Source organism: Pantoea graminicola, from assembly GCF_048452665.1.
In the GTDB taxonomy this organism is placed as follows: domain Bacteria; phylum Pseudomonadota; class Gammaproteobacteria; order Enterobacterales; family Enterobacteriaceae; genus Pantoea.
In genome coordinates this window covers 65,549-89,954 of record NZ_JBLWSJ010000004.1, presented here as the reverse complement: position 1 = coordinate 89,954, position 24,406 = coordinate 65,549, and the positions used below count along the sequence as shown (strand labels likewise).

24 protein-coding genes are annotated in these 24,406 nt (G+C 57.3%); 10 read left to right on the top strand and 14 right to left on the bottom strand.

Going from position 1 to position 24,406, the window contains the following annotated elements; genetic code table 11:
- Positions 1-199 precede the first annotated feature (199 nt).
- Both cybC and pmbA read right to left on the bottom strand, forming a co-directional pair.
- Positions 200-586: a cytochrome b562 gene (cybC, locus tag ACNY69_RS11025; RefSeq protein ID WP_418798582.1), complete on the bottom strand. Its 387-nt coding sequence runs from the start codon at positions 584-586 to the stop codon at positions 200-202.
- 63 nt (positions 587-649) lie between these two features.
- Positions 650-1,990, bottom strand: coding sequence for a metalloprotease PmbA (gene pmbA / locus ACNY69_RS11020; protein ID WP_111139239.1), 1,341 nt, complete (start codon positions 1,988-1,990; stop codon positions 650-652).
- Between the two features lie 115 nt (positions 1,991-2,105).
- Between pmbA and yjgA the strand changes: the two genes are divergently transcribed.
- On the top strand, positions 2,106-2,651 hold the full coding sequence (gene yjgA / locus ACNY69_RS11015; RefSeq protein WP_111139238.1) for a ribosome biogenesis factor YjgA: 546 nt from the start codon (positions 2,106-2,108) through the stop codon (positions 2,649-2,651).
- Between the two features lie 125 nt (positions 2,652-2,776).
- Here the strand turns inward: yjgA and mpl are convergent, their stop codons facing one another.
- A complete protein-coding gene (gene mpl / locus ACNY69_RS11010; RefSeq protein WP_111139266.1) occupies positions 2,777-4,129 on the bottom strand; it encodes a UDP-N-acetylmuramate:L-alanyl-gamma-D-glutamyl-meso-diaminopimelate ligase in 1,353 nt (450 codons plus the stop codon).
- Between the two features lie 168 nt (positions 4,130-4,297).
- Between mpl and fbp the strand changes: the two genes are divergently transcribed.
- Positions 4,298-5,305 carry a class 1 fructose-bisphosphatase gene (fbp, locus tag ACNY69_RS11005; RefSeq protein ID WP_009087416.1) on the top strand — a complete coding sequence of 336 codons (1,008 nt, stop codon included), beginning with the start codon at positions 4,298-4,300 and terminating at the stop codon, positions 5,303-5,305.
- 139 nt (positions 5,306-5,444) lie between these two features.
- On the opposite strand, the gene ACNY69_RS11000 is transcribed toward fbp, so the two are convergent.
- Entirely contained in the window at positions 5,445-7,004 is a 1,560-nt protein-coding gene (locus tag ACNY69_RS11000) for a methyl-accepting chemotaxis protein (protein WP_111139237.1), read from the bottom strand.
- Between the two features lie 173 nt (positions 7,005-7,177).
- On the opposite strand from ACNY69_RS11000, the gene ACNY69_RS10995 reads away from it, so the two are divergent.
- From ACNY69_RS10995 to ppa, 3 genes are all read left to right on the top strand, one after another.
- Positions 7,178-7,594 (top strand): lysozyme inhibitor LprI family protein, encoded by a 417-nt coding sequence (locus ACNY69_RS10995; RefSeq protein WP_293774417.1) that lies wholly within the window; start codon positions 7,178-7,180, stop codon positions 7,592-7,594.
- 57 nt (positions 7,595-7,651) lie between these two features.
- On the top strand, positions 7,652-8,101 hold the full coding sequence (locus ACNY69_RS10990; RefSeq protein WP_111139236.1) for a DUF441 domain-containing protein: 450 nt from the start codon (positions 7,652-7,654) through the stop codon (positions 8,099-8,101).
- 100 nt (positions 8,102-8,201) lie between these two features.
- A complete protein-coding gene (gene ppa, locus ACNY69_RS10985) occupies positions 8,202-8,732 on the top strand; it encodes an inorganic diphosphatase (protein ID WP_111139235.1) in 531 nt (176 codons plus the stop codon).
- A 59-nt stretch (positions 8,733-8,791) separates the two neighbouring features.
- Here the strand turns inward: ppa and ACNY69_RS10980 are convergent, their stop codons facing one another.
- Genes ACNY69_RS10980 through tamA form a run of 3 tightly spaced genes read right to left on the bottom strand, consistent with a single transcriptional unit; the run spans position 8,792 to position 14,627 of the window.
- Positions 8,792-9,145, bottom strand: a complete 354-nt coding sequence (locus tag ACNY69_RS10980) for a gamma-glutamylcyclotransferase family protein (RefSeq protein ID WP_111139234.1) — start codon at positions 9,143-9,145, stop codon at positions 8,792-8,794.
- Positions 9,146-9,147: 2 nt separating this feature from the next.
- Positions 9,148-12,915 (bottom strand): autotransporter assembly complex protein TamB, encoded by a 3,768-nt coding sequence (tamB, locus tag ACNY69_RS10975; protein ID WP_293774414.1) that lies wholly within the window; start codon positions 12,913-12,915, stop codon positions 9,148-9,150.
- Entirely contained in the window at positions 12,912-14,627 is a 1,716-nt protein-coding gene (gene tamA, locus ACNY69_RS10970; protein ID WP_293774610.1) for an autotransporter assembly complex protein TamA, read from the bottom strand. The genes tamB and tamA overlap by 4 nt, the downstream gene beginning before the upstream one ends.
- Positions 14,628-15,133: 506 nt before the next feature.
- Between tamA and paeA the strand changes: the two genes are divergently transcribed.
- Positions 15,134-16,456 carry a polyamine export protein PaeA gene (paeA, locus tag ACNY69_RS10965; RefSeq protein ID WP_111139231.1) on the top strand — a complete coding sequence of 441 codons (1,323 nt, stop codon included), beginning with the start codon at positions 15,134-15,136 and terminating at the stop codon, positions 16,454-16,456.
- Positions 16,457-16,596: 140 nt separating this feature from the next.
- Here paeA and ACNY69_RS10960 read toward each other — a convergent pair whose 3' ends face one another.
- Positions 16,597-16,803, bottom strand: coding sequence for a DUF1107 domain-containing protein (locus ACNY69_RS10960; RefSeq protein WP_003855513.1), 207 nt, complete (start codon positions 16,801-16,803; stop codon positions 16,597-16,599).
- Between the two features lie 315 nt (positions 16,804-17,118).
- Here ACNY69_RS10960 and ACNY69_RS10955 point away from each other — a divergent pair, with 315 nt between their 5' ends.
- Complete coding sequence (locus tag ACNY69_RS10955) at positions 17,119-17,676, top strand: YtfJ family protein (RefSeq protein ID WP_111139230.1); 558 nt, start codon at positions 17,119-17,121, stop codon at positions 17,674-17,676.
- A 46-nt stretch (positions 17,677-17,722) separates the two neighbouring features.
- On the opposite strand, the gene cysQ is transcribed toward ACNY69_RS10955, so the two are convergent.
- Complete coding sequence (gene cysQ, locus ACNY69_RS10950) at positions 17,723-18,466, bottom strand: 3'(2'),5'-bisphosphate nucleotidase CysQ (RefSeq protein WP_111139229.1); 744 nt, start codon at positions 18,464-18,466, stop codon at positions 17,723-17,725.
- Between the two features lie 294 nt (positions 18,467-18,760).
- Here cysQ and ACNY69_RS10945 point away from each other — a divergent pair, with 294 nt between their 5' ends.
- Positions 18,761-20,701: a bifunctional 2',3'-cyclic-nucleotide 2'-phosphodiesterase/3'-nucleotidase gene (locus ACNY69_RS10945; RefSeq protein ID WP_293774410.1), complete on the top strand. Its 1,941-nt coding sequence runs from the start codon at positions 18,761-18,763 to the stop codon at positions 20,699-20,701.
- A gap of 43 nt (positions 20,702-20,744) precedes the next feature.
- Here the strand turns inward: ACNY69_RS10945 and fklB are convergent, their stop codons facing one another.
- Positions 20,745-21,365 carry an FKBP-type peptidyl-prolyl cis-trans isomerase gene (fklB, locus tag ACNY69_RS10940; protein WP_128085096.1) on the bottom strand — a complete coding sequence of 207 codons (621 nt, stop codon included), beginning with the start codon at positions 21,363-21,365 and terminating at the stop codon, positions 20,745-20,747.
- A 220-nt stretch (positions 21,366-21,585) separates the two neighbouring features.
- Between fklB and ACNY69_RS10935 the strand changes: the two genes are divergently transcribed.
- Entirely contained in the window at positions 21,586-22,263 is a 678-nt protein-coding gene (locus ACNY69_RS10935; protein ID WP_293774408.1) for a LysM-like peptidoglycan-binding domain-containing protein, read from the top strand.
- Positions 22,264-22,348: 85 nt separating this feature from the next.
- Here ACNY69_RS10935 and rplI read toward each other — a convergent pair whose 3' ends face one another.
- The 4 genes from rplI to rpsF are packed head-to-tail and all read right to left on the bottom strand — an operon-like array spanning position 22,349 to position 23,789.
- Complete coding sequence (rplI, locus tag ACNY69_RS10930; RefSeq protein ID WP_058956512.1) at positions 22,349-22,798, bottom strand: 50S ribosomal protein L9; 450 nt, start codon at positions 22,796-22,798, stop codon at positions 22,349-22,351.
- A gap of 39 nt (positions 22,799-22,837) precedes the next feature.
- Positions 22,838-23,065 carry a 30S ribosomal protein S18 gene (rpsR, locus tag ACNY69_RS10925; RefSeq protein ID WP_002210155.1) on the bottom strand — a complete coding sequence of 76 codons (228 nt, stop codon included), beginning with the start codon at positions 23,063-23,065 and terminating at the stop codon, positions 22,838-22,840.
- A gap of 4 nt (positions 23,066-23,069) precedes the next feature.
- On the bottom strand, positions 23,070-23,387 hold the full coding sequence (gene priB / locus ACNY69_RS10920; RefSeq protein WP_111139225.1) for a primosomal replication protein N: 318 nt from the start codon (positions 23,385-23,387) through the stop codon (positions 23,070-23,072).
- Positions 23,388-23,393: 6 nt separating this feature from the next.
- The gene (gene rpsF, locus ACNY69_RS10915) at positions 23,394-23,789 is read right to left on the bottom strand and encodes a 30S ribosomal protein S6 (protein ID WP_009087450.1); all 396 of its coding nucleotides are present in this window, start codon (positions 23,787-23,789) and stop codon (positions 23,394-23,396) included.
- Between the two features lie 404 nt (positions 23,790-24,193).
- Here rpsF and ACNY69_RS10910 point away from each other — a divergent pair, with 404 nt between their 5' ends.
- Positions 24,194-24,400 carry a hypothetical protein gene (locus ACNY69_RS10910; RefSeq protein WP_111139224.1) on the top strand — a complete coding sequence of 69 codons (207 nt, stop codon included), beginning with the start codon at positions 24,194-24,196 and terminating at the stop codon, positions 24,398-24,400.
- Positions 24,401-24,406: the final 6 nt, after the last annotated feature.

The window sequence follows — 24,406 nt, the reverse complement described above, 5'->3', positions numbered from 1 at the left end:
AATCGAGGTGAAGGTTGTGCGTCAGATCGCAGCCTGCACGATTAGTGCGGCAGACATCACAGATTGCACAGAACGTGACGCCGGACGGTCATAAAGCGGGAGGTCGTGCGGCGCAGTGGTGGACGAGCGCTAAAAGAGGAGGACGTGATAAGCAGAGGTGATGATAAAAAACCGCCGGTCGGGCTGACCGGCGGTCTGATTAACGGAATTTCTTATGGTTGGTATTGCGGATGTCATCAAATTTAGCGGCTTCGCGCTTTGCGCCATCCACGTTGTTCGCTTTCGCCAGCGCATCGACCACATCGATCTGGGCAATCAGCGAGTCCAGACCGGCGCGATACGCTTTTACCTGCGCGCTGTCAGCAGGCTGACCTTCCAGCTTATCCGGCGTGGACTGCTTCGCATCCTGCGCGGCAGTGCGCATCTTCGCTAACGCCTGCTGCATCTCCTGAGCATTGTCCGTTTTTTTAACAATTTTCAGGTTCGCATTCAGCGTGCCCATATCCTCTTCCAGATCCGCCGCATAGAGGCTGACGCTGGAGAACAGCAGAGAAGCCGACAACATTGCAATCACATGCTTACGCATCATTATTTCCTTTTTTATTGTGATGAAAAAAAAGCAGCCAGCCGGCTGCTTCAGGAATCCATCTTATTGTCCCGCTATCTTCATTTCAGGCAGCAATACGGAACCGCACTGAATGTTGCTGCGGGTTTCGATGTCGTCACCGATGGTCACCATGTTGCGCCACATCTCTTTGAGGTTACCCGCGATGGTGATTTCGCTGACCGGATACTGAATCACGCCATTCTCAACCCAGAAGCCGGCTGCCCCGCGAGAGTAATCGCCGGTAATGGCGCTGACGCCCTGACCCATCAGCTCGGTGACCACCAGGCCGGTGCCCATCTGCTTCAGCAGGTCATCGAAACTGTGACCCTGGCCCGCGATGCGCCAGTTGTGGATACCGCCAGCGTGACCGGTGCTGGTCAGGCCCAGCTTGCGCGCCGAGTAGCTGGTCAGCAGCCAGGTCTGCAGGACGCCCGCTTTGATGATATCGCGCGACTGGGTACGCACGCCTTCGCTGTCAAAAGGCGTAGAGGCCAGCCCTTTCAGCAGATGCGGCTGTTCATTGATGGTCAGCCACTCCGGCAGAATCTGCTGTCCCATTGCGTCCAGCAGGAAGGTCGATTTACGGTAGACGCTGCTGCCGCTGATCGCTCCCACCAGATGGCCAAACAGGCCAGTCGCCACCTCCGCAGCAAAAATCACCGGGGCTTTCATGGTCGGCAGCTTACGCGGTGCCAGACGGGAAAGCGTGCGGCGCGCACACTCTGCACCCACCCACTCCGGGCTTTTCAGATCCTCAAACGCACGGCCAATGGTGTAGGCGTAGTCGCGTTCCATGTTGTCATCCTGCCCGGCAATCACGCTACTGGCGAGCGAGTGACGGCTTGAACAGTAGCTCTGCAACATGCCGTGGCTGTTACCAAAGACTTTGATGCCGACATGGCTGTTGAAGCTGCCGCCTTCGGTGTTGGTAATCCGCTTGTCGGCGCGCAGCGCGGCCTCTTCGGCCTGCGCCGCCAGCTCGATAGCGCGATCGGCGTCAATCTCCCACGGATGGTAGAGATCCAGATCCGGCGCATCATAGGCCAGCAGTTCTGCATCGGCCGGACCGGCAAACGGATCGGGGGAGGTGTAGCGCGCAATATCAATCGCCGCCTGCACGGTACGTTTGATCGCATCCGGGCTGAGGTCGGTCGATGAGGCGCTGCCTTTACGGTTCTGATGATAAACGGTGATGCCCAGCGCACCGTCGCTGTTGAATTCGACGTTTTCCACTTCGCCATAACGGGTACTGACCCCGATGCCGGTGGTTTTACTGACCGCGACTTCCGCGCTGTCAGTGCTTGCCTTAGCCAGTTCAAGTGCCTGCGCAATCGCCTGCTCCAGTACTTTTCGCTGTTCTGCAACCTGAGTAGATACGTTCATCGACCTGCCGTCTAATCTTATGTGTGAATGATTTGAGTCTATCAGAGTCAGAGAACAATTTCGCAGTCACCCGATAAACTGGTAGGATTAGCCTCTTTTTTTTGGGAGCCCGGAAATGACTAAAAAGCCCGATGAGTGGCTCGACGATGTGCCAGATAATGACGAAGAAGAAGATGAAGAGATTATCTGGGTCAGTAAGAGTGAAATTAAACGCGATGCCGAAGAGTTAAAACGCCTGGGTGCCGAACTGGTCGATCTGGGGAAAAACTCGCTGGATAAGATCCCGCTGGATGAACGCCTGCGCACCGAGATCGAACTGGCACAGCGCATTAAGAAAGAGGGTCGCCGCCGTCAGCTGCAGCTGATCGGCAAACTGCTGCGCAGTATCGACGTCGAGCCAATCCGCGTGGCGCTGGACAAGCTCAAGAACCGTCACAACCAGCAGGTTGCGCTGTTCCACAAGCTGGAAATGTTGCGCGATCGTCTGATTGAGCAGGGCGATGAGGCGATGAGCGACGTGATTGCACTTTATCCTGAGGCCGACCGTCAGCAGTTACGCAGCATGATCCGTAACGCGCAGAAAGAGAAAGCGGGCAACAAGCCGCCAAAATCTGCCCGTCAGATTTTCCAGTACCTGCGCGAACTGGCCGAAGCAAACTAAAGCCAGACCTGACCCCAGTTGCAGGCAGATTAACGCACGTTCTGACCGGTTCGCCTCGGTCATTGATACAGGCCAGCCGCCGGTATCGCTGGCAAAAAAAGCGCCCGATGCGGGCGCCTGTCGTGTTACTGCAGCCTGTCCAGCAGCTTCTGATGAATCCCCCCAAAGCCGCCGTTGCTCATGACCAGGATCGAGTCGCCTGGCTGAGCGGCTTTTGCCACCATCTCCACCAGCGTGTCGATATCTGCACTCCAGTGGGCTGGCGGGATACAGGCTTCGGCAACATCGGACACCTGCCACGGGATATGGTGCGGCTGGAACAGAAACACCTCATCCGCGCGCGCCAGTGACGGTGCCAGGTCGTTTTTGCTGATGCCCATCTTCATCGTGTTAGAGCGCGGCTCCAGCACGGCCAGGATGCGCGCCCGGCCGCCAACCTTGCTGCGCAGTGCGGCCAGCGTCGCCAGAATCGCGGTCGGATGATGCGCAAAGTCATCATAGACCTTGATGCTGTTCACTTCGCCACGCAGCTCCAGCCGGCGACGGGCATTGATAAAGCTGTTCAGCGCCTGCCCGGCATCTTCCGGCCGGACACCGACATGACGCGCGGCCGCAATCGCCATCAGGCCATTGTGCATGTTGTGCTCGCCCACCAGCGCCCAGTTCACTTCACCCACTTTTTCGCCGTCGAGCCATACTTCCCAGTGTGAGGCGTCGGGCGTCAGTTTCTTCGCCTGCCAGCGTCCGTGGTCGCCCACGCTCTCCTGCTCGCTCCAGCAGCCCATCGCCATCACCTGCCTGAGGTTAGCATCGTGTTCCGGCAGCAGGATCTTGCCCTGCCCCGGTACGATCCGCACCAGGTGGTGGAACTGCTTCTGGATGGCGCGCAGATCGTCAAAGATATCCGCGTGATCAAACTCAAGGTTGTTGAGGATCAGGGTGCGTGGCGCGTAGTGGACAAACTTGGAACGCTTATCGAAAAAGGCACAGTCATACTCATCCGCTTCGATGACGAAGAATGGACTTTTTCCTAATTTTGCCGAGACATCGAAGTTTCCGGGCACACCACCAATAATGAAGCCCGGCTCCAGGCCGCAGGCCTCCAGAATCCACGCTGCCATGCCGGCTGTGGTGGTTTTGCCGTGGGTTCCGGCGACCGCCAGCACCCAGCGGTCGCGCAGCACAAAATCATGCAGCCACTGCGGGCCAGAAAGGTAAGGAATGTTACGTTCCAGCACCGCTTCCACACAGGGATTACCCCGCGTCATCGCGTTGCCGATAATCACCAGGTCGGGTGCCGGGTCAAGCTGGCTCGCGTCGTAACCTTCAGTTAATTCAATACCTTGCTGTTCGAGCAGCGTGCTCATTGGCGGGTAAACGTTGGCGTCGGAACCGGTCACCTGATGACCCAGTGAGCGAGCCAGCACCGCCAGACCGCCCATAAACGTGCCACAAATCCCGAGGATGTGAATGCGCATAACATGATCCATTACTCAAAAGTTCGGCGCACAGTGTAACCCTGCTCGCAGACGGAAGAAACGGATTAGGACTATGGTTTTTGAAGTTCAATCGGCTAAACTGCGTACGCATCCGTTGGCAGACTGTTACGCGTGCTGCCACTCCATCGCAGATTCAGGGAATGTGTTATGAAAACGTTGGGCGAATTTATCGTCGAGAAGCAGCACGACTTTCCGCACGCCACAGGTGAACTGACGGCACTGATCTCAGCTATCAAGCTGGGTGCCAAAATCATTCACCGCGACATCAACAAAGCCGGATTAGTGGATATCCTCGGTGCCAGTGGTGTGGAAAATGTTCAGGGTGAACAGCAGATGAAACTGGATCTGTTCGCCAATGAAAAACTCAAGGCAGCCCTGAAAGCGCGTGGCATCGTCGCCGGTATCGCTTCTGAGGAAGAAGATGAGTTCGTGATCTTCGAAGGCGAAGAGAACGGCAAATATGTGGTGTTGATGGACCCGCTGGATGGTTCGTCTAATATCGACGTGAACGTGTCCGTCGGCACCATCTTCTCTATTTATCACCGCGTCAGCGAACCGGGTACGCCAGTGGTTGAAGCGGACTTTATGCAGCCGGGCAACAAGCAGGTCGCTGCAGGCTACGTGGTTTACGGCTCCTCCACCATGATGGTTTACACCACCGGTGCAGGCGTACATGCGTTTACCTACGATCCGTCGCTGGGTGTGTTCTGTCTGAGCCACGAGCGTATGACCTACCCGGAGACCGGCTACACCTACTCCATCAACGAAGGTAACTACATTCGTTTCCCGCAGGGCGTGAAGAAATATCTGAAGTTCTGTCAGGAAGAGGATCTGCCAACCCACCGTCCTTACACCTCGCGTTACATCGGTTCGCTGGTCGCAGATTTCCATCGTAACCTGCTGAAAGGCGGCATCTACCTCTATCCAAGCACCGCCAGCCATCCTCAGGGTAAGCTGCGTCTGCTGTATGAGTGCAACCCGATGGCCTTCCTGGCCGAACAGGCGGGCGGTAAAGCCAGCGATGGTCAGCGACGTATTCTGGATATTCCACCGGTCACGCTGCATCAGCGCTGCCCGTTCTACTGCGGTAATGAGGCGATGGTGAACGACGTTGAGCGTTTCCTGGCCGAGTTCCCGGATTGCCGTCAGGGCTAATCCGGTCGCGGGTTAAGCCAGAAAAGCGAAAAGCCAGCGCGCGGTTAACGTGCGCTGGCTTTTTTGATCCGGCGGAGCAATGACCCGATCGACAATCAGACAGCCGCCGTTCGGGTCAGCGGGCGAATCCCCCTGATCGTTACGCCGTCTGCAGCCTGAACTGCGCCATCGTGGCCTGAAGCTGATCGGACTGCGCTTCCAGCGACTGGGTCGCCGCCGTAGCCTGCTCCACCAGCGCAGCGTTCTGCTGCGCTGCCGCATCCATCTGCGTCACGGCCTGATTAACCTGCTCAATGCCGCGGCTCTGCTCGTCGGAGGCCATGGAGATCTCTTTCATCAATGAGGTAACGCGCATCACCTCGCCCGAAATCTCATCCATGGTTTCCCCGGCGCGGGTCGCCATCTCGCTGCCCTCTTTCACCCGTGACTGTGAATCGCTGATCAGCGTGCGGATCTCTTTGGCGGCGTTGGCGCTGCGCTGTGCCAGCGTGCGCACTTCGTTTGCCACCACCGCAAAGCCCCGTCCCTGTTCGCCCGCGCGCGCCGCTTCCACGGCTGCGTTAAGTGCCAGGATGTTGGTCTGGAAGGCGATGCCGTCAATCACGCTGAGGATATCGCCAATGCGATTGGCGCTGTCGGTGATCTCATGCATTTTTTCCATTACGTAGCAAACCACCTCCGCACCGCGATCGGCGGTGTCGGAGACGGCATTCGCCAGCTTGTGCGCCTGCTGAGCATTGCTGGCGTTCAGGCGGACCGTTGCTGTGAGCTGCTCCATACTGGCCGCGGTCTGCTCCAGCGAAGCGGCAGACTCTTCGGTGCGCTGCGACAGATTGACGTTGCCCGCCGCCAGTTCACGGCTGCCGATGTCGATCTGCATACTCGCTTCGCGCACCAGGCTGACCGAGTTGCGCAGCGACGCCTGCATGTCGGCGAGCGCATGGTTAAGCCGTCCCAGTTCGTTGTTGCCGGAGGGCGGCAGCGCCTGTGACAGGTCGCCCATCGAGATCTGCTCAAGATGCACGATCGCCTGGTTCAGCGGCAGCAGCAGCATCCGGCGCAACAGTTGCCAGGCAAGAACCAGCAGCATCAGGGTTAAGATCACCGCCACGGCGATCAGGATTTTCATTTTGGTTTCGTTGTGGGCCGCCTGCGCCAGCTGGGCCTGCGTCACCTGTTCAGCGAACTGGCTGAAGTCGGTGACGGCCTTGTTGTATCCGGCCGCCAGCGTCGCCAGGTTGCCTTCCAGCAGCTGGTAATATTCGTCGGTGTACTGCTTATCCAGCGCGGTCATCATCGGCTTAATGCCCTGGTCGAGATAGGCTTTGTAGCTGGCCGCAATCGCATCCGCCAGCATTTTTCCGTGCGCCGTCACCGTTCCCGCATCCACAAAACGTTTCAGGTTCTGCTGGGATGACACCACATCGGCCTGCGACAGCCTGGTCACGGCCGCGCCCTCCTCCAGCATACCAATTTCGATTTTACGCACCGCCAGCGCCGCGTTGGCGCGGGCCCGCATCAGATCGGCGTTGCTCTGATAAAGGCTGTTCAGCTCAATCCCCTGAATGCGGTTGATCACATCCAGCGAGCGATTGCCTTTATTAATTGCCACGATCCCCATAAAACTCACCGCCAGCAGCAGCAGTGTCATAAATGCCAGCAGTGCCAGCAACCCCGTGCGAAGTGATATCTGTTTCATCCTGATGATTTCCATGTATGAGAAAAGGCGAAAATTTAAGCGGCCCTAATGCGGAAGAGGTATCGGCAATAACGCTCCGAAACTTTAACCCTGATTAATAGAGTGTTAACGCCTTGATCATCCCGGAAACATCCAGCAAGCTGAACGCCGCCCCTTTTTATCCGGAGAAACCGATGAAATCAGGATTGTTTCTGATGCTGCTGCTTGTGAGCACCGCGACGATGGCAGACGATCTGAAAACCGAAGCGTCCCTTGACCGCTGCCTGGATAAGGCCACGACCACCCTTGCCATGAACCAGTGCTACGCGGCGACGACGCGGGCCTGGGATCAGGAGATGAATGCGCAGTACAACACGCTGATGACACGCCTCAGCGGAGAGGAGAAGACGACGCTGCGGCGCGCACAGCGTGCGTGGCTGAGCTACCGCGATAGCTGGCTTGAGGCCAGCCGGAGCCAGCTCAGGAAACAGGGTTCGGGTTCGCTGGGCAGCGTGGCTCTGAGCGCCCAGGGGCTGAGCCTGGTGCGCAATCAGGCGCTGATGCTGCAGTCGCTGGGTAAAGGCAGCTGCGCTAATCCGGATGATTGCTGATCGCAGCGGTTTTGACGCTGGCGAGTCAGTGCGCCCACTCACTTTCAGGAAGAGACCATGGCACCTTACGTCCCGACCCTTATTCTTATCGGCCTCGCCGTACTGAGTTACTTCGTTCACAACACCGCAGTCACGATCTCCATTCTGGTGCTGCTGGCGATCAAACTGACCCCACTCTCCCGGTTTTTTCCCTATGTGGAAAAACAGGGCATTACGCTGGGCATCATTATCCTGACCGTGGCGGTGATGGCGCCGCTGGCCAGCGGGTCGCTGCCCGCCTCGTCGCTGATAAAGTCGTTTGCTAACTGGCAGTCAATTGTGGCGATTCTGGTCGGTATTTTCGTCGCCTGGCTGGGCGGACGGGGCGTGAATTTTATGAGCGTCCAGCCTTCGGTGATTGGCGGGCTGCTGATCGGCACGATCATCGGTGTCGCGTTCTTCCGGGGTGTGCCGGTAGGACCATTGATTGCTGCAGGGATTGTTTCGCTGTTAGTGACCGCGAAGTAGCCTTTGGGCGCATTCCGAAACGCTAAAAAGAGGGCATACTTTCAGAGTCAGTTGGCTATAATAGCCGACACTCAACATACGACCATTGAAGGAATGCCCGATGAGTTTGAACCAGGTGCCAGCAGGTAAAGACCTGCCAGAAGATATCTACGTTGTCATTGAGATCCCAGCGAATGCTGATCCGATCAAATATGAAGTTGATAAAGAGTCTGGCGCCCTGTTTGTAGACCGTTTCATGTCTACCGCGATGTTCTATCCGTGCAACTACGGCTACATCAACAACACCCTCTCTCTGGATGGTGACCCGGTTGACGTACTGGTTCCAACCCCGTATCCACTGGTTCCAGGCTCAGTGATCCGCTGCCGTCCGGTTGGCGTGCTGAAAATGACCGACGAGTCTGGCGAAGATGCCAAACTGGTTGCCGTTCCGCACACCAAGCTCTCTAAAGAGTACGATCACATCAAAGATGTGAACGACCTGCCAGAACTGCTGCGCGCCCAGATCACCCATTTCTTTGAGCACTACAAAGATCTGGAAAAAGGCAAATGGGTGAAAGTGGATGGCTGGGACAACGCCGAAGCGGCTAAAGCCGAAATCATCTCCTCTTACGAGCGCGCTCAGAAGAAATAATTCTGCTGCCGGTCTGTAAGTCGAAAAAAAAACACCGTCCATCTGGACGGTGTTTTTGTTCAGGCCCCTGGCTCCTCATCGCGCTTCAGCCAGTCTCCACTCGTGATGTGCTGGCGTCCTGCCACTGAGCGTTGATAGACATAAAGCCATGCACTGCCAAACGGCGTCTGAGTCAGATAACGTTTGTACTCTCCCCCTTTGGTACGGAGCGCATCCAGCTCCGCCAGGGTTGAGGCATCAATGCGGTACACTTCACAATGTACCGTTCCGTTGCCCTCAATTACGCCGGGATAATGGCCCAGACTGTAAAGCTCAAAGCCTTCAATCTGGTGATCACCCAGCCACTGCGCATTCGTCATCCAGTGACTGTTTCCCTGTTTGCGCCGTAAACTGCCGTAGACAATTATTCGCATTGCTAAAACTCAAACTGATAGAGCAAATCGAGAGCCTGATCCACACCGGACACGGCTTCCAGATAGAGTTTGGGCATCAGGCGGTAACGCAAGGTTAACGTCGCCAGTGAATCAAATATGCCAACACCGTATTTTACCTGCAGACCCGGCAGCACATAGCCACTGACCTGCACCTGCTGGCTGTCGCCAACACCCGCAGTATCAACAGCAAGATTGCTGACACCGAACGTCTCCCCGATTTTACCCACAACCTGACCACTTTGTGCAACCCCTAAGCCAACAAGGGCCGAAGTCAGCGCGTTACTGTCGCCGTCGCTGCCTAATCCCTGACCACGCAGCAGGTAGGAGAGCGCCTCCTGTTGCGACATCGCCGGATCGGAGAAGACTTCCGCCTTCGGCTCATCCGCCAGCCCGGTGACCCGCAGACCCGCCGTGACGCCATCTTCGGTGGCATCCGGATTACGAATCGCTTCGAGGTTGACGTAAGGCTGATCCGGCGGACCGGCAAACTGCAGCTCACCTTTACGCACGATCAGATCCTGACCATAGGCATGGAAGCGCCCGGACGGGATATTGATCTGGCCGTTCAGGCCCAGCCCGGATTTATCCTGCACCATCTTCAGGTCGCCATTCAGCTTCGCTTTCAGGCCAAACGCTGAGAGCCGCACATCGTTACCGACGTGGATCACCAGATTACTGTTAATCGGGATCGAGGCGGTTTTTGGTGCAATCGGCTTCAGCTGTTCATCCAGCATCACCTCATCGGACGAGACGCCGGTGGCGCTCTCCGGCACTTCCTGCACCGTGATACGCGCCCACGGAATATCGACACGGCCATCCAGGTTAAAGGCGGCTGGCGTTGCTTCAAAGACCAGATCCGGCGAGACATCCATACGCACCATTGGCGGCACCGTGACACGCACCCGGCTGCCCTGCGCCGCGATGCGCGCACGCCAGTTATCGAGCTGGCTCCAGTCGGCGTTGCCGCTGAGGTTGATGTTGCCCTGCGCGGTCTGCACCAGGCCGTTGAGCGTCGAACTCATGCCGTTGAACACCAGGTTCAGGCTGGCATTGGTCAGATCCACCGGCATAAAGTTGCCATCCACATCCACCCCGGTCAGTCCCAGCTGACCAAACACCTGGGGCTGCTGAATACTGCCGCCCAGGCGCAGGGCGCTGTTCAGACTGCCCTTGATTTTTTCGCCCTGCATCAGCGCCGGATTGAGCATCGCCAGCGAGAGATTGCGGATGTTGACGTTACCGCCCAGCCTGCGGCGGTTTTGCGGATCGTCGATCTGCACATTGCCATCCAGCTGCCCGTTACCGGCGATGCGGATCAGCCAGTCGAGCTGCGCGCGGCCGTTGCGCAGCGCCGCATTCAGGTTCAGCGTGTCAAAGGCGATCGGCAGGCTGTTGCCCTGCACATCCTGCACCACTTTGACGCCGTTGCCCTTGAGCGCCACGGTGCCGGTCGGCAATCCACCCTCTGCGGTCCAGTTTACGCGCACATCTCCGCTGAACAGGCCGCTCAGCTGTGTGGCATCCGGCATAAAGGGTTTAACCATCGCCAGGTCAAAGCGGTTCAGCACCACATGCGCATGGCCTGCCGGTCCGGCTTCGATCGGCTCCGGTACGCAGAGCTGCGCATTGGGGTTCTGCCAGCAGTGCGGACCAATCGTCGCCGTCTGGCGGCTGTTGAGGTAGTCGATCGCCATCGCGCGGGTCAGACGCCACTCCCCGACCGGCGTATCAAAGCGCGTGTCGTTGAGCGACCCTTTCCAGCGTTCGGTCTGGCGATCGAAGCTGCCGTTCAGCGCCAGCTGGCCGGACACCGGCTTGCCCTGCACATTGAGCTTCAGCTGATGCTGCTTTTCGTTGCCGTCGGCGTTCAGCGTCAGCAGGCTGATGTTCAGCGCATCCTGCTTCAGCTGCTCGACGCGCAGTTGCAGCTTGCCCGCCACCTGTTCGCCGGAACGAACGTCGCCGTTCAGCGTAACGCGGTTAATCTGCATCTGCTGCCAGCGCAGGCCGCGACCGTTAAGGTCGGCCAGCAGCTGCGGCGCTTTCAGGGTGCCGCGCGCTTTAATCGTGCCGTTGACAACCCCCCCCAGGCCCGGCAGCGCATTGTCGAGCTGCGGCGCGTTGATGCTGGCGTCGAGATCCAGGCTGTCGCCCAGCGCCCCTTTAACATCCAGGTGGTTGCGTCCCAGCGCCAGTTTGATGCCCGGCACCGTCCACTGGTTGTAGCTGTTACCGGTAAGTGAGCCGTCCGCAGTCACCGCGTTCTGCTTCACATTGCCTTTGAGTTGCAACTGCGGCACGCTCAGCTGCCAGCTGCCGCCATAGAGACTGCCGCGGGTGGTGATTTTGCCATCCAGTCGCGCGGGCCAGTCGGGGTACTGTTTCGCGGTGTTAATGCCTGCCAGCGTCAGTTCGCTGCGCCAGCTGATGGCTTTGCTCCAGTCCACCAGGGCGGTGAGGTCAATATTGCCCTGCAGCGCGGCAATGCGCAGGCGGTCGAGGCTGAACTGTTCGACATTGCCTTTACCCGTCAGCGAGACGCTGGCCGGCGGCACCGACTCCCCTTTCACGGCGGTCTGCAGTGTCATCACGTAGTCGGTGGCCTTGCCTTTGAACTGATAGTCCAGCTTATCCGCCTGATACTGTACCGGGCCGGTTAACGGCCAGCGCAGCTGCGGGCTGGTCAGTTGCAGCGACAGCGGCAGTCCGGCGACCGCCAGCTGCGTCGTGGCGTCGAGCTGCGCGTTGACCGGGCCGGAGAGGTTCAGCCCCAGCTTCAGCTCGTCACGCATCGCGCCACTCAGCTTCAGCGCCAGCTTTTCGCCTTTAATCGGGTCGGTGTTGACCGTGCCGTTGAGGGCGAAATCGACCGGCCAGTTATCCGCCAGTGTCGCCTGTCCGCTGCCGTTGAGCTTGCCCAGATTCGAGTCCACGTCCAGCGTTGTCAGCTGCATCTGACGGTCGGCGGTTCTGGCTTTCAGCAGTAACCGGCTGACCGAAATATCGGTGTCGCCGGTAATACGCAGCTGTTCGCCCAGAATCTGCTGCACATCAATATCCAGCGGCAGACGGAAATCGGGCAGCGCAGGCAGCAGAGGTTGCGCAAACATCGCCTGCAGCGTTTCACCCAGCGGCTTTTCAGCGGGATGAGGCTGCTGCACTTTCGGCTGCACCACCTCTTCATTCACAACTTTCGCCGCCCTGGGCAGCGCAATCAGCAGGCTCTGGATATGGGTCGGATTCAGCGTCAGGGCGCGATCCTGCCACTGCAGGCCGGTGGTGAAATCGAGCAGCGAGATCGCCGTGTCATCGACCTTCACATTAATATTGTGCAGGCCAAGATGACTCAGCGTGATCGGGTATGGCGTGCTGAGGTTGGTGTCGCCACTCTCCTCTTCCGGCGCTGGCGCAGATGGCGTCATCTTTTTGCTGTCGACCACCACGCTGATGTCGCGCAGGGAGATGTCGTCCACGCAGACCGACGAGTGCAGCAGGCAGTTAAGATTCACTGCCAGATGGATCTGCCCGGCATCCACGCTGACGCCCGGCATCTCGTAACGCAGACCGTTGAGCGTCAGGTTGCGCCAGCCGCCGTCTACCTGTTTGATCGACAGGCCGGGCACCCAGCGCGATGCACCCTTCAGCACCAGATGCAGCCCCGGCGTGGTACCGATTAAAAACGCCACGCCGCCCAACAGCAGCACCAGAAAGATCAGAATACCAATCAGGACCTTTTTCCATAGCTTCATAGTTCAGGCCCCAGTCCGACGTAAAATTGCAATCCATGCTCCTCGTTATCACCAACAGGTCTGGCGATATCAAATTTGATGGGCCCTACAGGTGAAGACCAGCGCACGCCGACGCCCGCGCCGGTTTTAAAGTTGCTTTGTTTGATGTCGTTGACCGCTTCGCCGGAGTCTACAAAGACGGCCCCCCACCATTTACCGGTGACGTTGTACTGATACTCCAGCGATCCGGTTGCAAGTTTTGAGGCACCCGTAAGTTTTCCGTCTTCATCACGCGGAGAGATATTTTTGTATTTATAGCCACGAATACTGCGGTCACCCCCGGCGAAGAAGCGCAGATCCGGCGGGACTTTGTCGAAATCGTTGGTTTCTATCCAGCCAAGGTTGCCGCGGGCCACAAAGCGGTGACTGTCGCCCAGGGTGCGGATCCAGACGTTTTGCGCCTGCAGGATCAGGAAGTCGACGTCAGATCCCCAGGTCGTGTCTGAGACATCGACGGAGTAACGCTGGGTGTCGCCCCAGGTCGGCATCAGGCCACCACGCGAGCGGGTGCGGTTTACGCTGACGCCCGGATAGAGCAGCATGGTGGTATTGGTTACGTTGCCCTGCGTAAAGTGATCCAGGCTCCAGCGCAGATTAACGGCCTTCTGCCAGCCGCTGCTGTTGTCCCAGTTGCGCGACACGGCAAGTGTACTGGTATCGGCTTTGGTGTCATTGAGGTCGGTTCGCTTCAGGCCACCGGAGAAGGTGTAGTACTGCTCCAGCGGGCTTTTCAGCAGGGGCACTTTGTAGCTTAAATCGACCTGCTGTTCCGGCGCAGAGACATAGGCACTGGCCGTCAGGCTGTGGCCCCGATCGTTAACCCAGGGTTTCTTCCAGGTTCCCTTGAGGCGTGGCCCCACATCGGTGGAGTAGCCGACACCCGTTTCAATGGTGTTTTCGACACGGGGCGACATAGCAGCATTCAGCGGCAGCACTTTGGTCTTACGGCCCTTGCTGAATTCCGGCGCGACCACCACCGAATTAAACCAGCCGGTGGCCGAGAGGCGGCGGTTCAGCTCGGCTAAATCGCGGGAGTTGTAGTAGTCCCCCTCTTTAAAGGGCACCAGATTCTGCAGGTACTCTTCGCGGATCTGCGAGCCCTGGAAGGTCACGTCGCCGAAGCGGTAACGCTCGCCGCTGTCGTAATCGATATCCCAGAAAGCTTCGTGCCGCTCAACCGACACGCCAAGCTGGCTCTTTTTAAAGGTGCCGTCGAAGTAGCCGTTGCGCAGGGCGAGATTAGAGAAGCCGCTTTTGAATTTGTCATATTGCCCGTGGTTGAGCTGGGTGCCCACTTTTGGCCGCCCCTGCTTTACCCAGGCTTTGTAATCGGCGTCGTTGCGCGCATCGCCTTCGACCACGATGGTGCTGCCGCCGATTTTAACCGGCTGGCCGGGCGTCACTTTTGCCACCAGCACCGGGCGACCGCCCTGTTCTGGCGCAGGACGGGATTCGAAGTCGATAGTAGGTTCGTAATAACCGAGTGCGCGCAGCCCCTCTTTTATTGCGACGGAGACGCGTGCCCGAAAACGGCCATCGTTTGAGACCTCATCGCTGCCAATGGTCGACAGGCGCGCCCTGACATTCTTTTGCAAATCCCCGGTTAAGCCGTCTACCTGCAATCGCACGGTCGCCGCCTCAAGGGCGGGCGCGGCAAGCAGCAGGCTGGCCATGCAATAAGTGTAAAATCGTGGCACCTGTACTCCTGTTAATCATGCCGGCCCCTTTTCCACGGGGCATTTATTAATCATCTTTGCCCGCACTACCGCAACGGCAACACCCTCATCATAGCCGCACTTTATGGCAAACGGCGACGCAACGCTGACATCTAAGTCAAATAACGCCATATTGTCGGTAAATGAACGGGGGGATACAACTCCTGCGGGCGGGAATGATCGGTCCGGAATGACGCACTCAGATAAATCCGGAACACGCTGGCCGCTCAGGCGTCGTGACACGGTGGTTTGCCCTCTGGCGGCACGATGAGCGCTCCTGCTATAATCGGCCACCACAGGCATCCCGCCTGTTTTCATTTCTGCCCCGACATCTCATTCTCTGTCGATATGGCGCAGACATTTTTGGCACGGATAGCTCTGTTTCATGGATAAACCCGCTCTGTTTGCGCTTACCCACGCTGCCCAGGCCAAAAATGACATGTGGATAACCCTTTGGATCTCATATGTTAGATAGCTTACTCATCATTCTGTTGCTGATCGTAATCAGTGCTTTTTTTTCTCTGTCCGAGATCTCGCTGGCCGCGGCCCGTAAGATCAAACTGAAACTGCTGGCCGATGAAGGCAATGTCAATGCGCAGCGCGTATTGAAAATGCAGGAAACGCCAGGCATGTTCTTCACCGTGGTGCAGATTGGTCTCAATGCCGTCGCCATTCTGGGCGGTATCGTCGGTGATGCGGCGTTTTCGCCGGTCTTCCGGGGCCTGTTTGATCAGTTTGTCTCCCCGGCGCTGGCCGAACAGCTCAGCTTTATCTGCTCCTTCACCATCGTCACCAGCATGTTTATCCTGTTCGCCGATTTAACCCCGAAACGGGTCGGCATGGTGGCCCCGGAAACCATCGCGCTACGCATCATCAATCCGATGCGCTTCTGTTTGCTGGTCATGCGCCCGCTGGTGTGGCTGTTTAATGGCCTGGCTAACGTCTTCTTCCGCCTCTTTAAACTGCCGATGGTGCGTAAAGATGACATCACCTCCGACGATATCTACGCCGTCGTTGAAGCGGGTGCGCTGGCCGGGGTGCTGCGTAAGCAGGAGCATGAACTGATTGAAAACGTGTTCGAGCTGGAGTCGCGTACCGTTCCCTCCTCCATGACCTCGCGTGAGAATATCGTCTGGTTTGATCTGCACGAAGATGAAACCAGCCTGAAAACCAAAATTGCCGAGCATCCGCACTCCAAGTTTTTAGTCTGCAGCGGCGACATCGACCATATCGTCGGCTACGTCGACTCGAAAGAGCTGCTGCTGCGCGTGCTGGGCAATCAGAGCATGGCGCTGAACAGCGGCCTGCAGATTCGCTCTGCGCTGATCGTGCCGGATACGCTGACCCTCTCTGAGGCGCTGGAAAGTTTCAAAACCGCCGGTGAAGATTTCGCGGTGATCATGAACGAATATGCGCTGGTCGTCGGCATCATTACCCTGAATGACGTGATGACCACGCTGATGGGCGATCTGGTCGGTCAGGGCATGGAAGAGCAGATCGTCGCCCGTGACGAGAATTCATGGCTGGTTGAAGGCGGCACGCCGATCGATGACGTGATGCGTGTGCTGGACATTGATGAATTCCCGCAGTCCGGCAACTACGAAACCATCGGCGGCTTTATGATGTATATGCTGCGTAAGATCCCGAAACGCACCGACTTTGTGAAGTTCGCGGGGTACAAATTCGAGGTGGTGGATATCGACAGCTACCGTATCGATCAGTTACTGGTCACCCGCATTGATGAACGACCGCCGGTGCTGAGTATGACCAAAAGCGAAGAAGAGTAGATTCACTCAGCGCCTGTTCTGGCGGGCGTCGGGTGTCAGACGGTGGGCATCGGTGAAGGGGTGATATGCCCCGGTTCAGAGTGATGACGCAGACCCTCTGACCCCGTAAGCATCAAGGGCGCCCATCGGCGCCCTTGTCTTTAGTTGAACTCAAGCTTGAGACGCACGACCTGGCGGTTAATTTCTGACATCACGCTCAGATGCTGTTTGTCTTTGACGCGCGGAATAAGGACTTTCCCTTTATCAAACTCGAACGCGCCAACGTCCTTGATATACAACCTTCCTTTGAACAGCGTTTTTACATATTTCGCTATTTGCAGCGGATTATAGCGCTGGAAGATCTTCATACTGACTAACTCCTGTACATTTTTAAAGCACGCTTCGCCGTTTCCAAATTTGGTGCCAGCCCATGAAGCGCGAATTCGCGATAACTATAGAACACTCAGTCTGGGTGGTGTGCCAAAAAGTGAATTTTTTTACTGAATTGACACATCATTACAGAACACTCTGTTATCAGGCTCACATGACACAGTATAAACCTTCATTGGTTAAGGAATTGTGGCGGGCATAACAAACCTGACACCTTTCCAGGACAGGCGCATCATCCCTGCTTACTATTGCAGTAAAATGACTAACTGGTCTGATCACCTAAGGAAATAGCAATGCGAACAACTCTGGCCGCACTGGCGCTCTCGTTTCTGATCCCGACAGGTGCTATGGCGCACGATCTCAGACAGGAGACGCGTGTTCCGGCGGTGGGCGTCAATGACAAAGGCGAACTGATCCTGCAGCAGGAGAAGTTTAGCTATAAAAACTGGAACAGCGCGCAGCTGAGCGGAAAAGTTCGCGTCATCCAGCATATTGCCGGTCGCTCATCGGCGAAGCAGATGAACGCGGCGCTGATAGAGGCGATCAAGGCCGCGAAGCTGCCCCACGATCGTTATCAGACCACGACTATCGTGAATACCGATGATGCGATACCCGGTACAGGCATGTTTGTGCGCAGCAGCATCGAAACCAATAAGCAGCAGTATCCCTGGTCGCAGTTTATTGTCGACAGCAAGGGCGAGGTACAGCGTGCCTGGCAGCTTCAGCCGGGCAGCTCTGCGATCGTGGTGCTGGATAAGCAGGGCAAGGTGAGATTCGTGAAGGATGGACCGCTGACGCAGGATGAGGTGACCCGGGTGATAGCACTGGTGACCTCGCTGCTGAAGGCGTAACAGCAAAACCCCGGCGCCCGCCGGGGTTTTCAGGCTCAGCGCCGTCTTAAAACAGCGAAACGCGGAAGCCGGGATTAAGGAAAGATTCGCGCGGCGTGTAGTCCAGCGTTCTGCCCTGCCAGTCATGCACATGCGCGCCCGCTGCCATCGCCACCGCGTGACCCGCGCCTGTATCCCAGATGTTGGTCGGCCCGAAGCGGGGATAGAGCTGCGCTTTGCCTTCAGCCACCAGGCAGAATTTCAGCGAGGAGCCGGTTGCGACGGTCTGATGCTCTCCGAGTTGCTTCAGATACTCTTTCATCTCCTCGTCGTCGCCATGAGAGCGGCTCACCACCACCAGTGGCGGCCGGGCGTCACGTACGTGAATCTGCTCACGCTGACCGCCCTCCTCTTTCCACGCTTTGCCTTCGGCCGCGGAGTACATCACGTCCAGCACCGGCGCGTAGACCACGCCCATCACCGGCTTGCCCGCCTCGATCAGCGCGATATTCACGGTAAACTCACCGTTGCGCTTGATAAACTCTTTGGTGCCATCCAGCGGATCAACCAGCCAGTAACGCTGCCAGTGCTGACGCACCTCCCAGGCGGGCGGATCCTCTTCTGACAGGACGGGGAGATCGGGCGTCAGCGCCCTCAGCCCCGCCAGGATCACCTTGTGCGCGGCGATATCTGCGGCGGTGACCGGCGAATCATCCGATTTGTGAGAAACGTCAAGCGGCGCGGCGCCGTCATAGACCTGCATAATCGCGTCGCCTGCTTCGCGTGCCAGCTGGCAGAGTTGCTCTAACATTTTTCACCTCATTATGTCGATCTGCTGCGGGAAGAGCTCAGCGTCAGATAGTGACATTTTAGCAGTTTCGCCTGATGCGCCGGTTAACGGGCGAATCAGCGAACCAATTTATAGATATATCAATATCATAGTTATCGCCTTATCGCCACGACCGCACTGTGGTGGTGCTGTCGTATCGGACTTTGCCGCAGGCCGATCGGCCAAAACGTTATATCCATCACGATTTAAAATGACTATCTGTCATGCTTTTACATTATTTTGAGAGCCTTAAATTAATCTGCAGCAGGAGCAAGCATGTTTAAGCCCGGAATAATGTTACTGGCCCTGAGCGTTTCCGTCGCCACACAGGCCGCAACGGTGGATTTGCGGATACTGGAAACCACCGATCTGCACAGCAATATGATGGATTTCGACTACTACAAAGACACGCCGACCGAGAAGTTTGGCCTGGTGCGCACCGCTACGCTGATTCATGCCGCGCGCCAGGAGGTAAAAAACAGCGTACTGGTCGATAACGGCGACATCATTCAGGGCAGCCCGCTGGGCGACTATATGGCCGCGAAAGGGTTGCGCGAGGGCGAGATCCACCCGGTTTACAAGGCGCTCAACACGCTGGACTACAGCGTCGGCAATCTCGGCAACCACGAATTCAACTATGGTCTGCCCTATCTGAAAAAAGCGCTGGCGGGCGCCCGCTTCCCCTATGTAAACGCCAACGTGATTGACGTGAAGAGCGGTAAACCCCTGTTCACCCCCTACCTCATCAAATCCACTCAGGTTGTGGATCGCGACGGCAATATGCAGACCCTGAAGATAGGCTACATCGGCTTCGTGCCGCCACAGATTATGGTGTGGGATAAAGCCAATCTGCAGGGTAAGGTGCGGGTCGATGACATTACAGAGACGGCGCGCCGCCTGGTGCCGGAGATGCGCGCGCAGGGCGCAGACCTGATCATTGCCATTCCCCACTCCGGTCTCAGCAGCGAGCCCTGGCACGCTATGGCGGAGAACTCGGTTTATTACCTCAGCCAGGTGGAGGGCATTAACGCCATTCTGTTCGGTCATGCACATGCGGTCTTCCCTGGCAAAGATTTTGCGACCATCCGGGGCGCCGATATCACCCAGGGTACGCTGAACGGGATCCCGGCGGTGATGCCGGGCATGTGGGGCGATCATCTCGGCGTGGTTGACCTGGTGCTCAGCAAGGAGGGCGATCGCTGGCAGGTAAGCAGTGGTAAGGCCCAGGCCCGGCCCATCTACGATACCGCCGCGAAGAAGTCGCTGGCGGCAGAAGACCCGGCGCTGGTAAACGTTCTGGCTGAGGATCACCGCGCCACCCGCGAGTTTGTGGCGAAGCCCATCGGCCGCTCTGCCGACGTGATGTACAGCTATCTGTCGCTGGTGCAGGACGATCCCACGGTGCAGATCGTCAACAATGCCCAGCGCGCCTACGTTGAGCACTTTATCCAGGGCGATCCCGATCTGGGCCGCCTGCCGGTGCTCTCTGCGGCCGCGCCGTTTAAGGCGGGCGGACGTAAAAACGATCCGGCCAGCTATGTCGAAGTGGAAAAAGGCGCGCTGACCTTCCGAAACGCCGCCGATCTCTATCTTTATCCGAACACCCTGGTGGTGATGAAGGTCAGCGGCGCGCAGGTCAAAGAGTGGCTGGAGTGTTCAGCCGGGCAGTTTAATCAGATCGATCCGAACAGCCCGAAAACGCAGTCGCTGATCAACTGGGATTTCCGCACCTATAACTTTGATGTGATCGATGGCGTCACGTATCAGATCGATGTCACCCAGCCCGCCCGCTACGATGCGGAGTGTCAGCTGATCCATCCGGAGTCGTCACGTATCCGTCAGCTGAGCTGGCAGGGTAAGCCCATCGACCCGCAGGCAACCTTCCTGGTGGCGACCAATAACTATCGCGCCTATGGCGGCAAGTTTGCCGGCACCGGCGATCGCTATATCGCCTTTGCCTCGCCGGATGAGAACCGCGCCGTGGTGGCCGCCTACATCAGCGCTGAAACCAAAGCGCACGGTGAGGTGCAGCCAAAGGCGGATAATAACTGGCGGCTGGCGCCGATAAGCGCCTCCACACCGCTCGACATTCAGTTCGAAACGGCGCCGGGTGAGAAAGCGACCGGGTTTATTCAGCAGCATGCGCAATATCCGCTGCAGCCCAAAGGGACTGATGCGACGGGCTTTGCGTTGTGGCAGGTGAATTTACAGCAGTAACAGGCGGGGAAACGCTGCAACCCGCGGGTTGCAGCGCTGAAGATTACAGAATTTCCAGCAGTTCGACTTCGAAGATCAGGGTGCTGAATGGCGGGATGGAGGCACCCGCGCCACGCTCACCGTAGGCGAGGTTCTGTGGGATCACCAGTTCCCATTTCGAGCCAACCGGCATCAGGGTCAGGGCTTCGATCCAGCCTGGGATCACACCGCTTACCGGGAATTCTGCCGGTTCACCACGCGCAACGGAGCTGTCGAACACGCTGCCGTCGATCAGTTTGCCCGTATAGTGAACGCGAACGCGATCCTGGCGTGACGGGATTGGACCTTCACCCTGGGTAATCACGCTGAACTGCAGGCCCGACTCGGTGCTGTTCACGCCTTCACGCTGCGCATTTTCCTGCAGGAAGGCCTGGCCTTCTGCTGCCATCGCTTCGGTGCGCTCACGACGCACGCCTTCAGCACGTTCATGCACTTCACGCAGTGCGCGATGAACCACATCAACCGGAACGGCCGGCGAGTTCCCTTCCAGCGCGTCGCGCAGGCCCGCGAGCAGTGCTTCTGGTTGCAGCCCCTGCAGACCAGATTCCAGCAACTGCTGGCCAACCTGTAAACCAATACCGTAACTTGCTTGTGCTTCGACGCTGTCGAAAGAAGGGGTAGTCATCTTCGTTCCTTTCACTCTCGGATAAATTCGAACCGGCAGCATAGCAGCGCAGGCCGCTGGCGTAAAATGCCCTGCGTCGCAGATGACTTTTGCTGATGAAAAGGAAACAATAGAGTCGTCAATTTTATGAATGCTGGCAGGCACTTCGCGCCGGTATTGCCCATACTATAACTATGGACGGGATTTACCCCGTCTCAAGCATACTAATAAGAGAGTAAACATGGGCCAGATTGCCCCCCGCCGCCGCAGGATGCGTGCAACACAGACCGTTTCCCGGCTGCAGGCCTGGCTGGCCGCACGCAGGCCACAGCGCCCTGCCGGAGAGGAGGAACCCCGAATGGCTTCAGACGCGTCGTCCCGCCTGCCAGCATGGCTTCAGCGTATCTGGCACTTTACCGACCACATCGGCTGGATGGATCCGCTGCCCGCACCGCACCGGCGCGGCATCGTGGCGGCCCTGCTGGTGATGCTGGTAGCGTTTCTCTGGCCTGCCAGCACGCTGCGCTATCCGGTCGAACAGCCTGCGACCCCCTCTGCAGAAAAAGAGGTGCCGATGCAGGCGGATATCTATGATGACAACAGCAGTCGTCAGCCCTCCTCTTCTGCCTCACAGCAGACGCCAAAGGCCGATTCGCAGGGCGCATGGCGCAGCCTGACTATCGCCTCGGGTCAGACGCTGGCGCAGCTGTTTCGTGACAATAGCCTGCCGGTGAACGATGTGTTTGCGATGGCGCGGGTGGAAGGCAACGATCAGCCGCTCAGCTCACTGAAAAGTGGTCAGCAGGTGAAGATTCGTCAGGATGCGCAGGGCACGGTGACCGGCCTGACGGTTGACAGTGCCAGCGGTCCGGTACTCTTTACCCGTCAGCCGGACGGCAGCTTTATCCGGGCGCAGTAAGCGGCGAACTGCGGTGAGGTAAACGATAAAAACAAAAACGCCGGCACAAGGCCGGCGTCTTTTTTGTCGTGCTCAGTTAATCAGATTAACCAGCAACAACTTTTACGGTCAGCTTAGCGAATACATCGCTGTGAACCTGGAAGTCCACTTCATGCTCACCGGTGGTACGCAGAACGCCGTTCGGCAGACGAACTTCGCTCTTCGCTACGTCAACGCCTGCTGCAGTGACTGCATCAGCGATGTCGCGGGTACCGATTGAACCGAACAGTTTACCTTCATCGCCTGCTTTAGACGTGATGGTCACGGTGCCCAGTGCATTGATCTTCTCAGCGCGTGCAGTCGCTGCAGACTGAACGTCAGCCAGTTTGGCTTCCAGTTCAGCACGACGTGCTTCGAAATACTCAACGTTTTTCTTCGTGGCAGGAACAGCTTTGCCCTGTGGAACCAGGAAGTTACGAGCGTAGCCCGCTTTAACGTTAACCTGATCACCCAGGCTGCCCAGGTTTGCTACTTTATCAAGCAGAATAACTTGCATTACCTTATCCTCTTAAAGTCGTTAATGGACAGTTGCCGATTACTGATGACGATCAGTGTACGGCAGCAGAGACAGGTAACGCGCGCGCTTGATGCAGCGAGCCAACTGACGCTGGTATTTTGCACGAGTACCGGTGATACGGCTCGGGACAATTTTACCGCTTTCGGTAATGTAATTTTTTAACGTTGCGATGTCTTTGTAATCGATCTCAACAACGCCTTCCGCGGTGAAACGGCAGAACTTGCGACGACGGAAATAACGTGCCATTAGGCTAGTCTCCAGAATCTATCAATTCAATCTGCTCGGCATGGAACACCACTTTGCTCTGGCCATTTCGTGCCTGATGGCAACTAATGAAACCGTCGAGTGAGAGTTGCGTGCCGACCGTTATATGTTGAGTAATCACCTGATGGGTGCTGCCGCTGATAATCACCGGCATACGACACCAGGCTTGCCGGTGAAACCCGGCCTCCTCCTGCACTGAGCGGTGCTCAAGCACAAACTGACAGTGAGGAATTCCTGACGGGCTAATTTTTCGAACCGGCGTCTTGCACACAGTGCCCGACAAGCGCAGTCGATTAACCGTCACGATGGATTACTCTTCAGAATCCCCAGCATCTGACTCATCAGCGGATTCGTTAGCAAAATCTTCGCGACGATCACGACGCTCATCTTTCGCTTTAACCATCGGTGATGCTTCAGTTACCGCGTGTTTAACGCGCATAACCATGCTACGGATAACGGCGTCGTTGAAGCGGAAGTTCGTTTCCAGCTCATCGATCGCTTCCTGCGGCGCTTCAACGTTCATCAGAACGTAATGCGCTTTGTGCAGTTTGTTGATCGGGTAAGCCAGCTGACGACGGCCCCAGTCTTCCAGGCGGTGAATCGTGCCCTGTGCACCAGTGATAGCACCAGTGTAACGCTCGATCATGCCAGGAACCTGTTCGCTCTGGTCAGGATGAACCATAAATACGATTTCGTAATGACGCATCGAAATTGCTCCTTACGGATTATTCAGCCTCCTGTCGGGGTCAGCCGCGGCCCATGGAAGCAAGGAACGTTATAGGCTGTGTCCCACAAACGTTCGCCAGGGCGAGCACTTGTGGGACACAGCCTGAGAATGCGGCTGAAAAATTGACGCGTAATCATACTGGCGACCGCGCCCGAACTCAAGCGCACATTTAAACAAATCGCAGGCGTCGTGCCACAACCTGTGGCTTTTTGTGCTAATGACGGGAATACAGCGGGTTAATCCGGGTTTGTTCAAAAAGGCTGATGATGGGGTTCAGTGGGGCACGCTGGCGATAATGTCGCCGATCGCTAAAATTAACTGAGACGCCGCAGATGCTCTGGTGGCGGCGTTCAGAGTGTGTTCCCTGAAGTGAGGAGTCGGACATGAAAAGGTTCGTCATCGCCACCCTCCTGGGTCTCTTCCTGTCTCTACCCGCTCTTGCCAGCCACGCTGACTGTGCGCAGCAGATGAGAAGTCACAGCAGCGAAGTGGCATCGGGTTATGTCTACGTCAACCGGCTCGATACGCCGGAAAGAAACCCGGTCGGCATGCCCGCCCGTGCCGCAGAAAAGGCGTCTGCGCACTGGTAAGGCCGT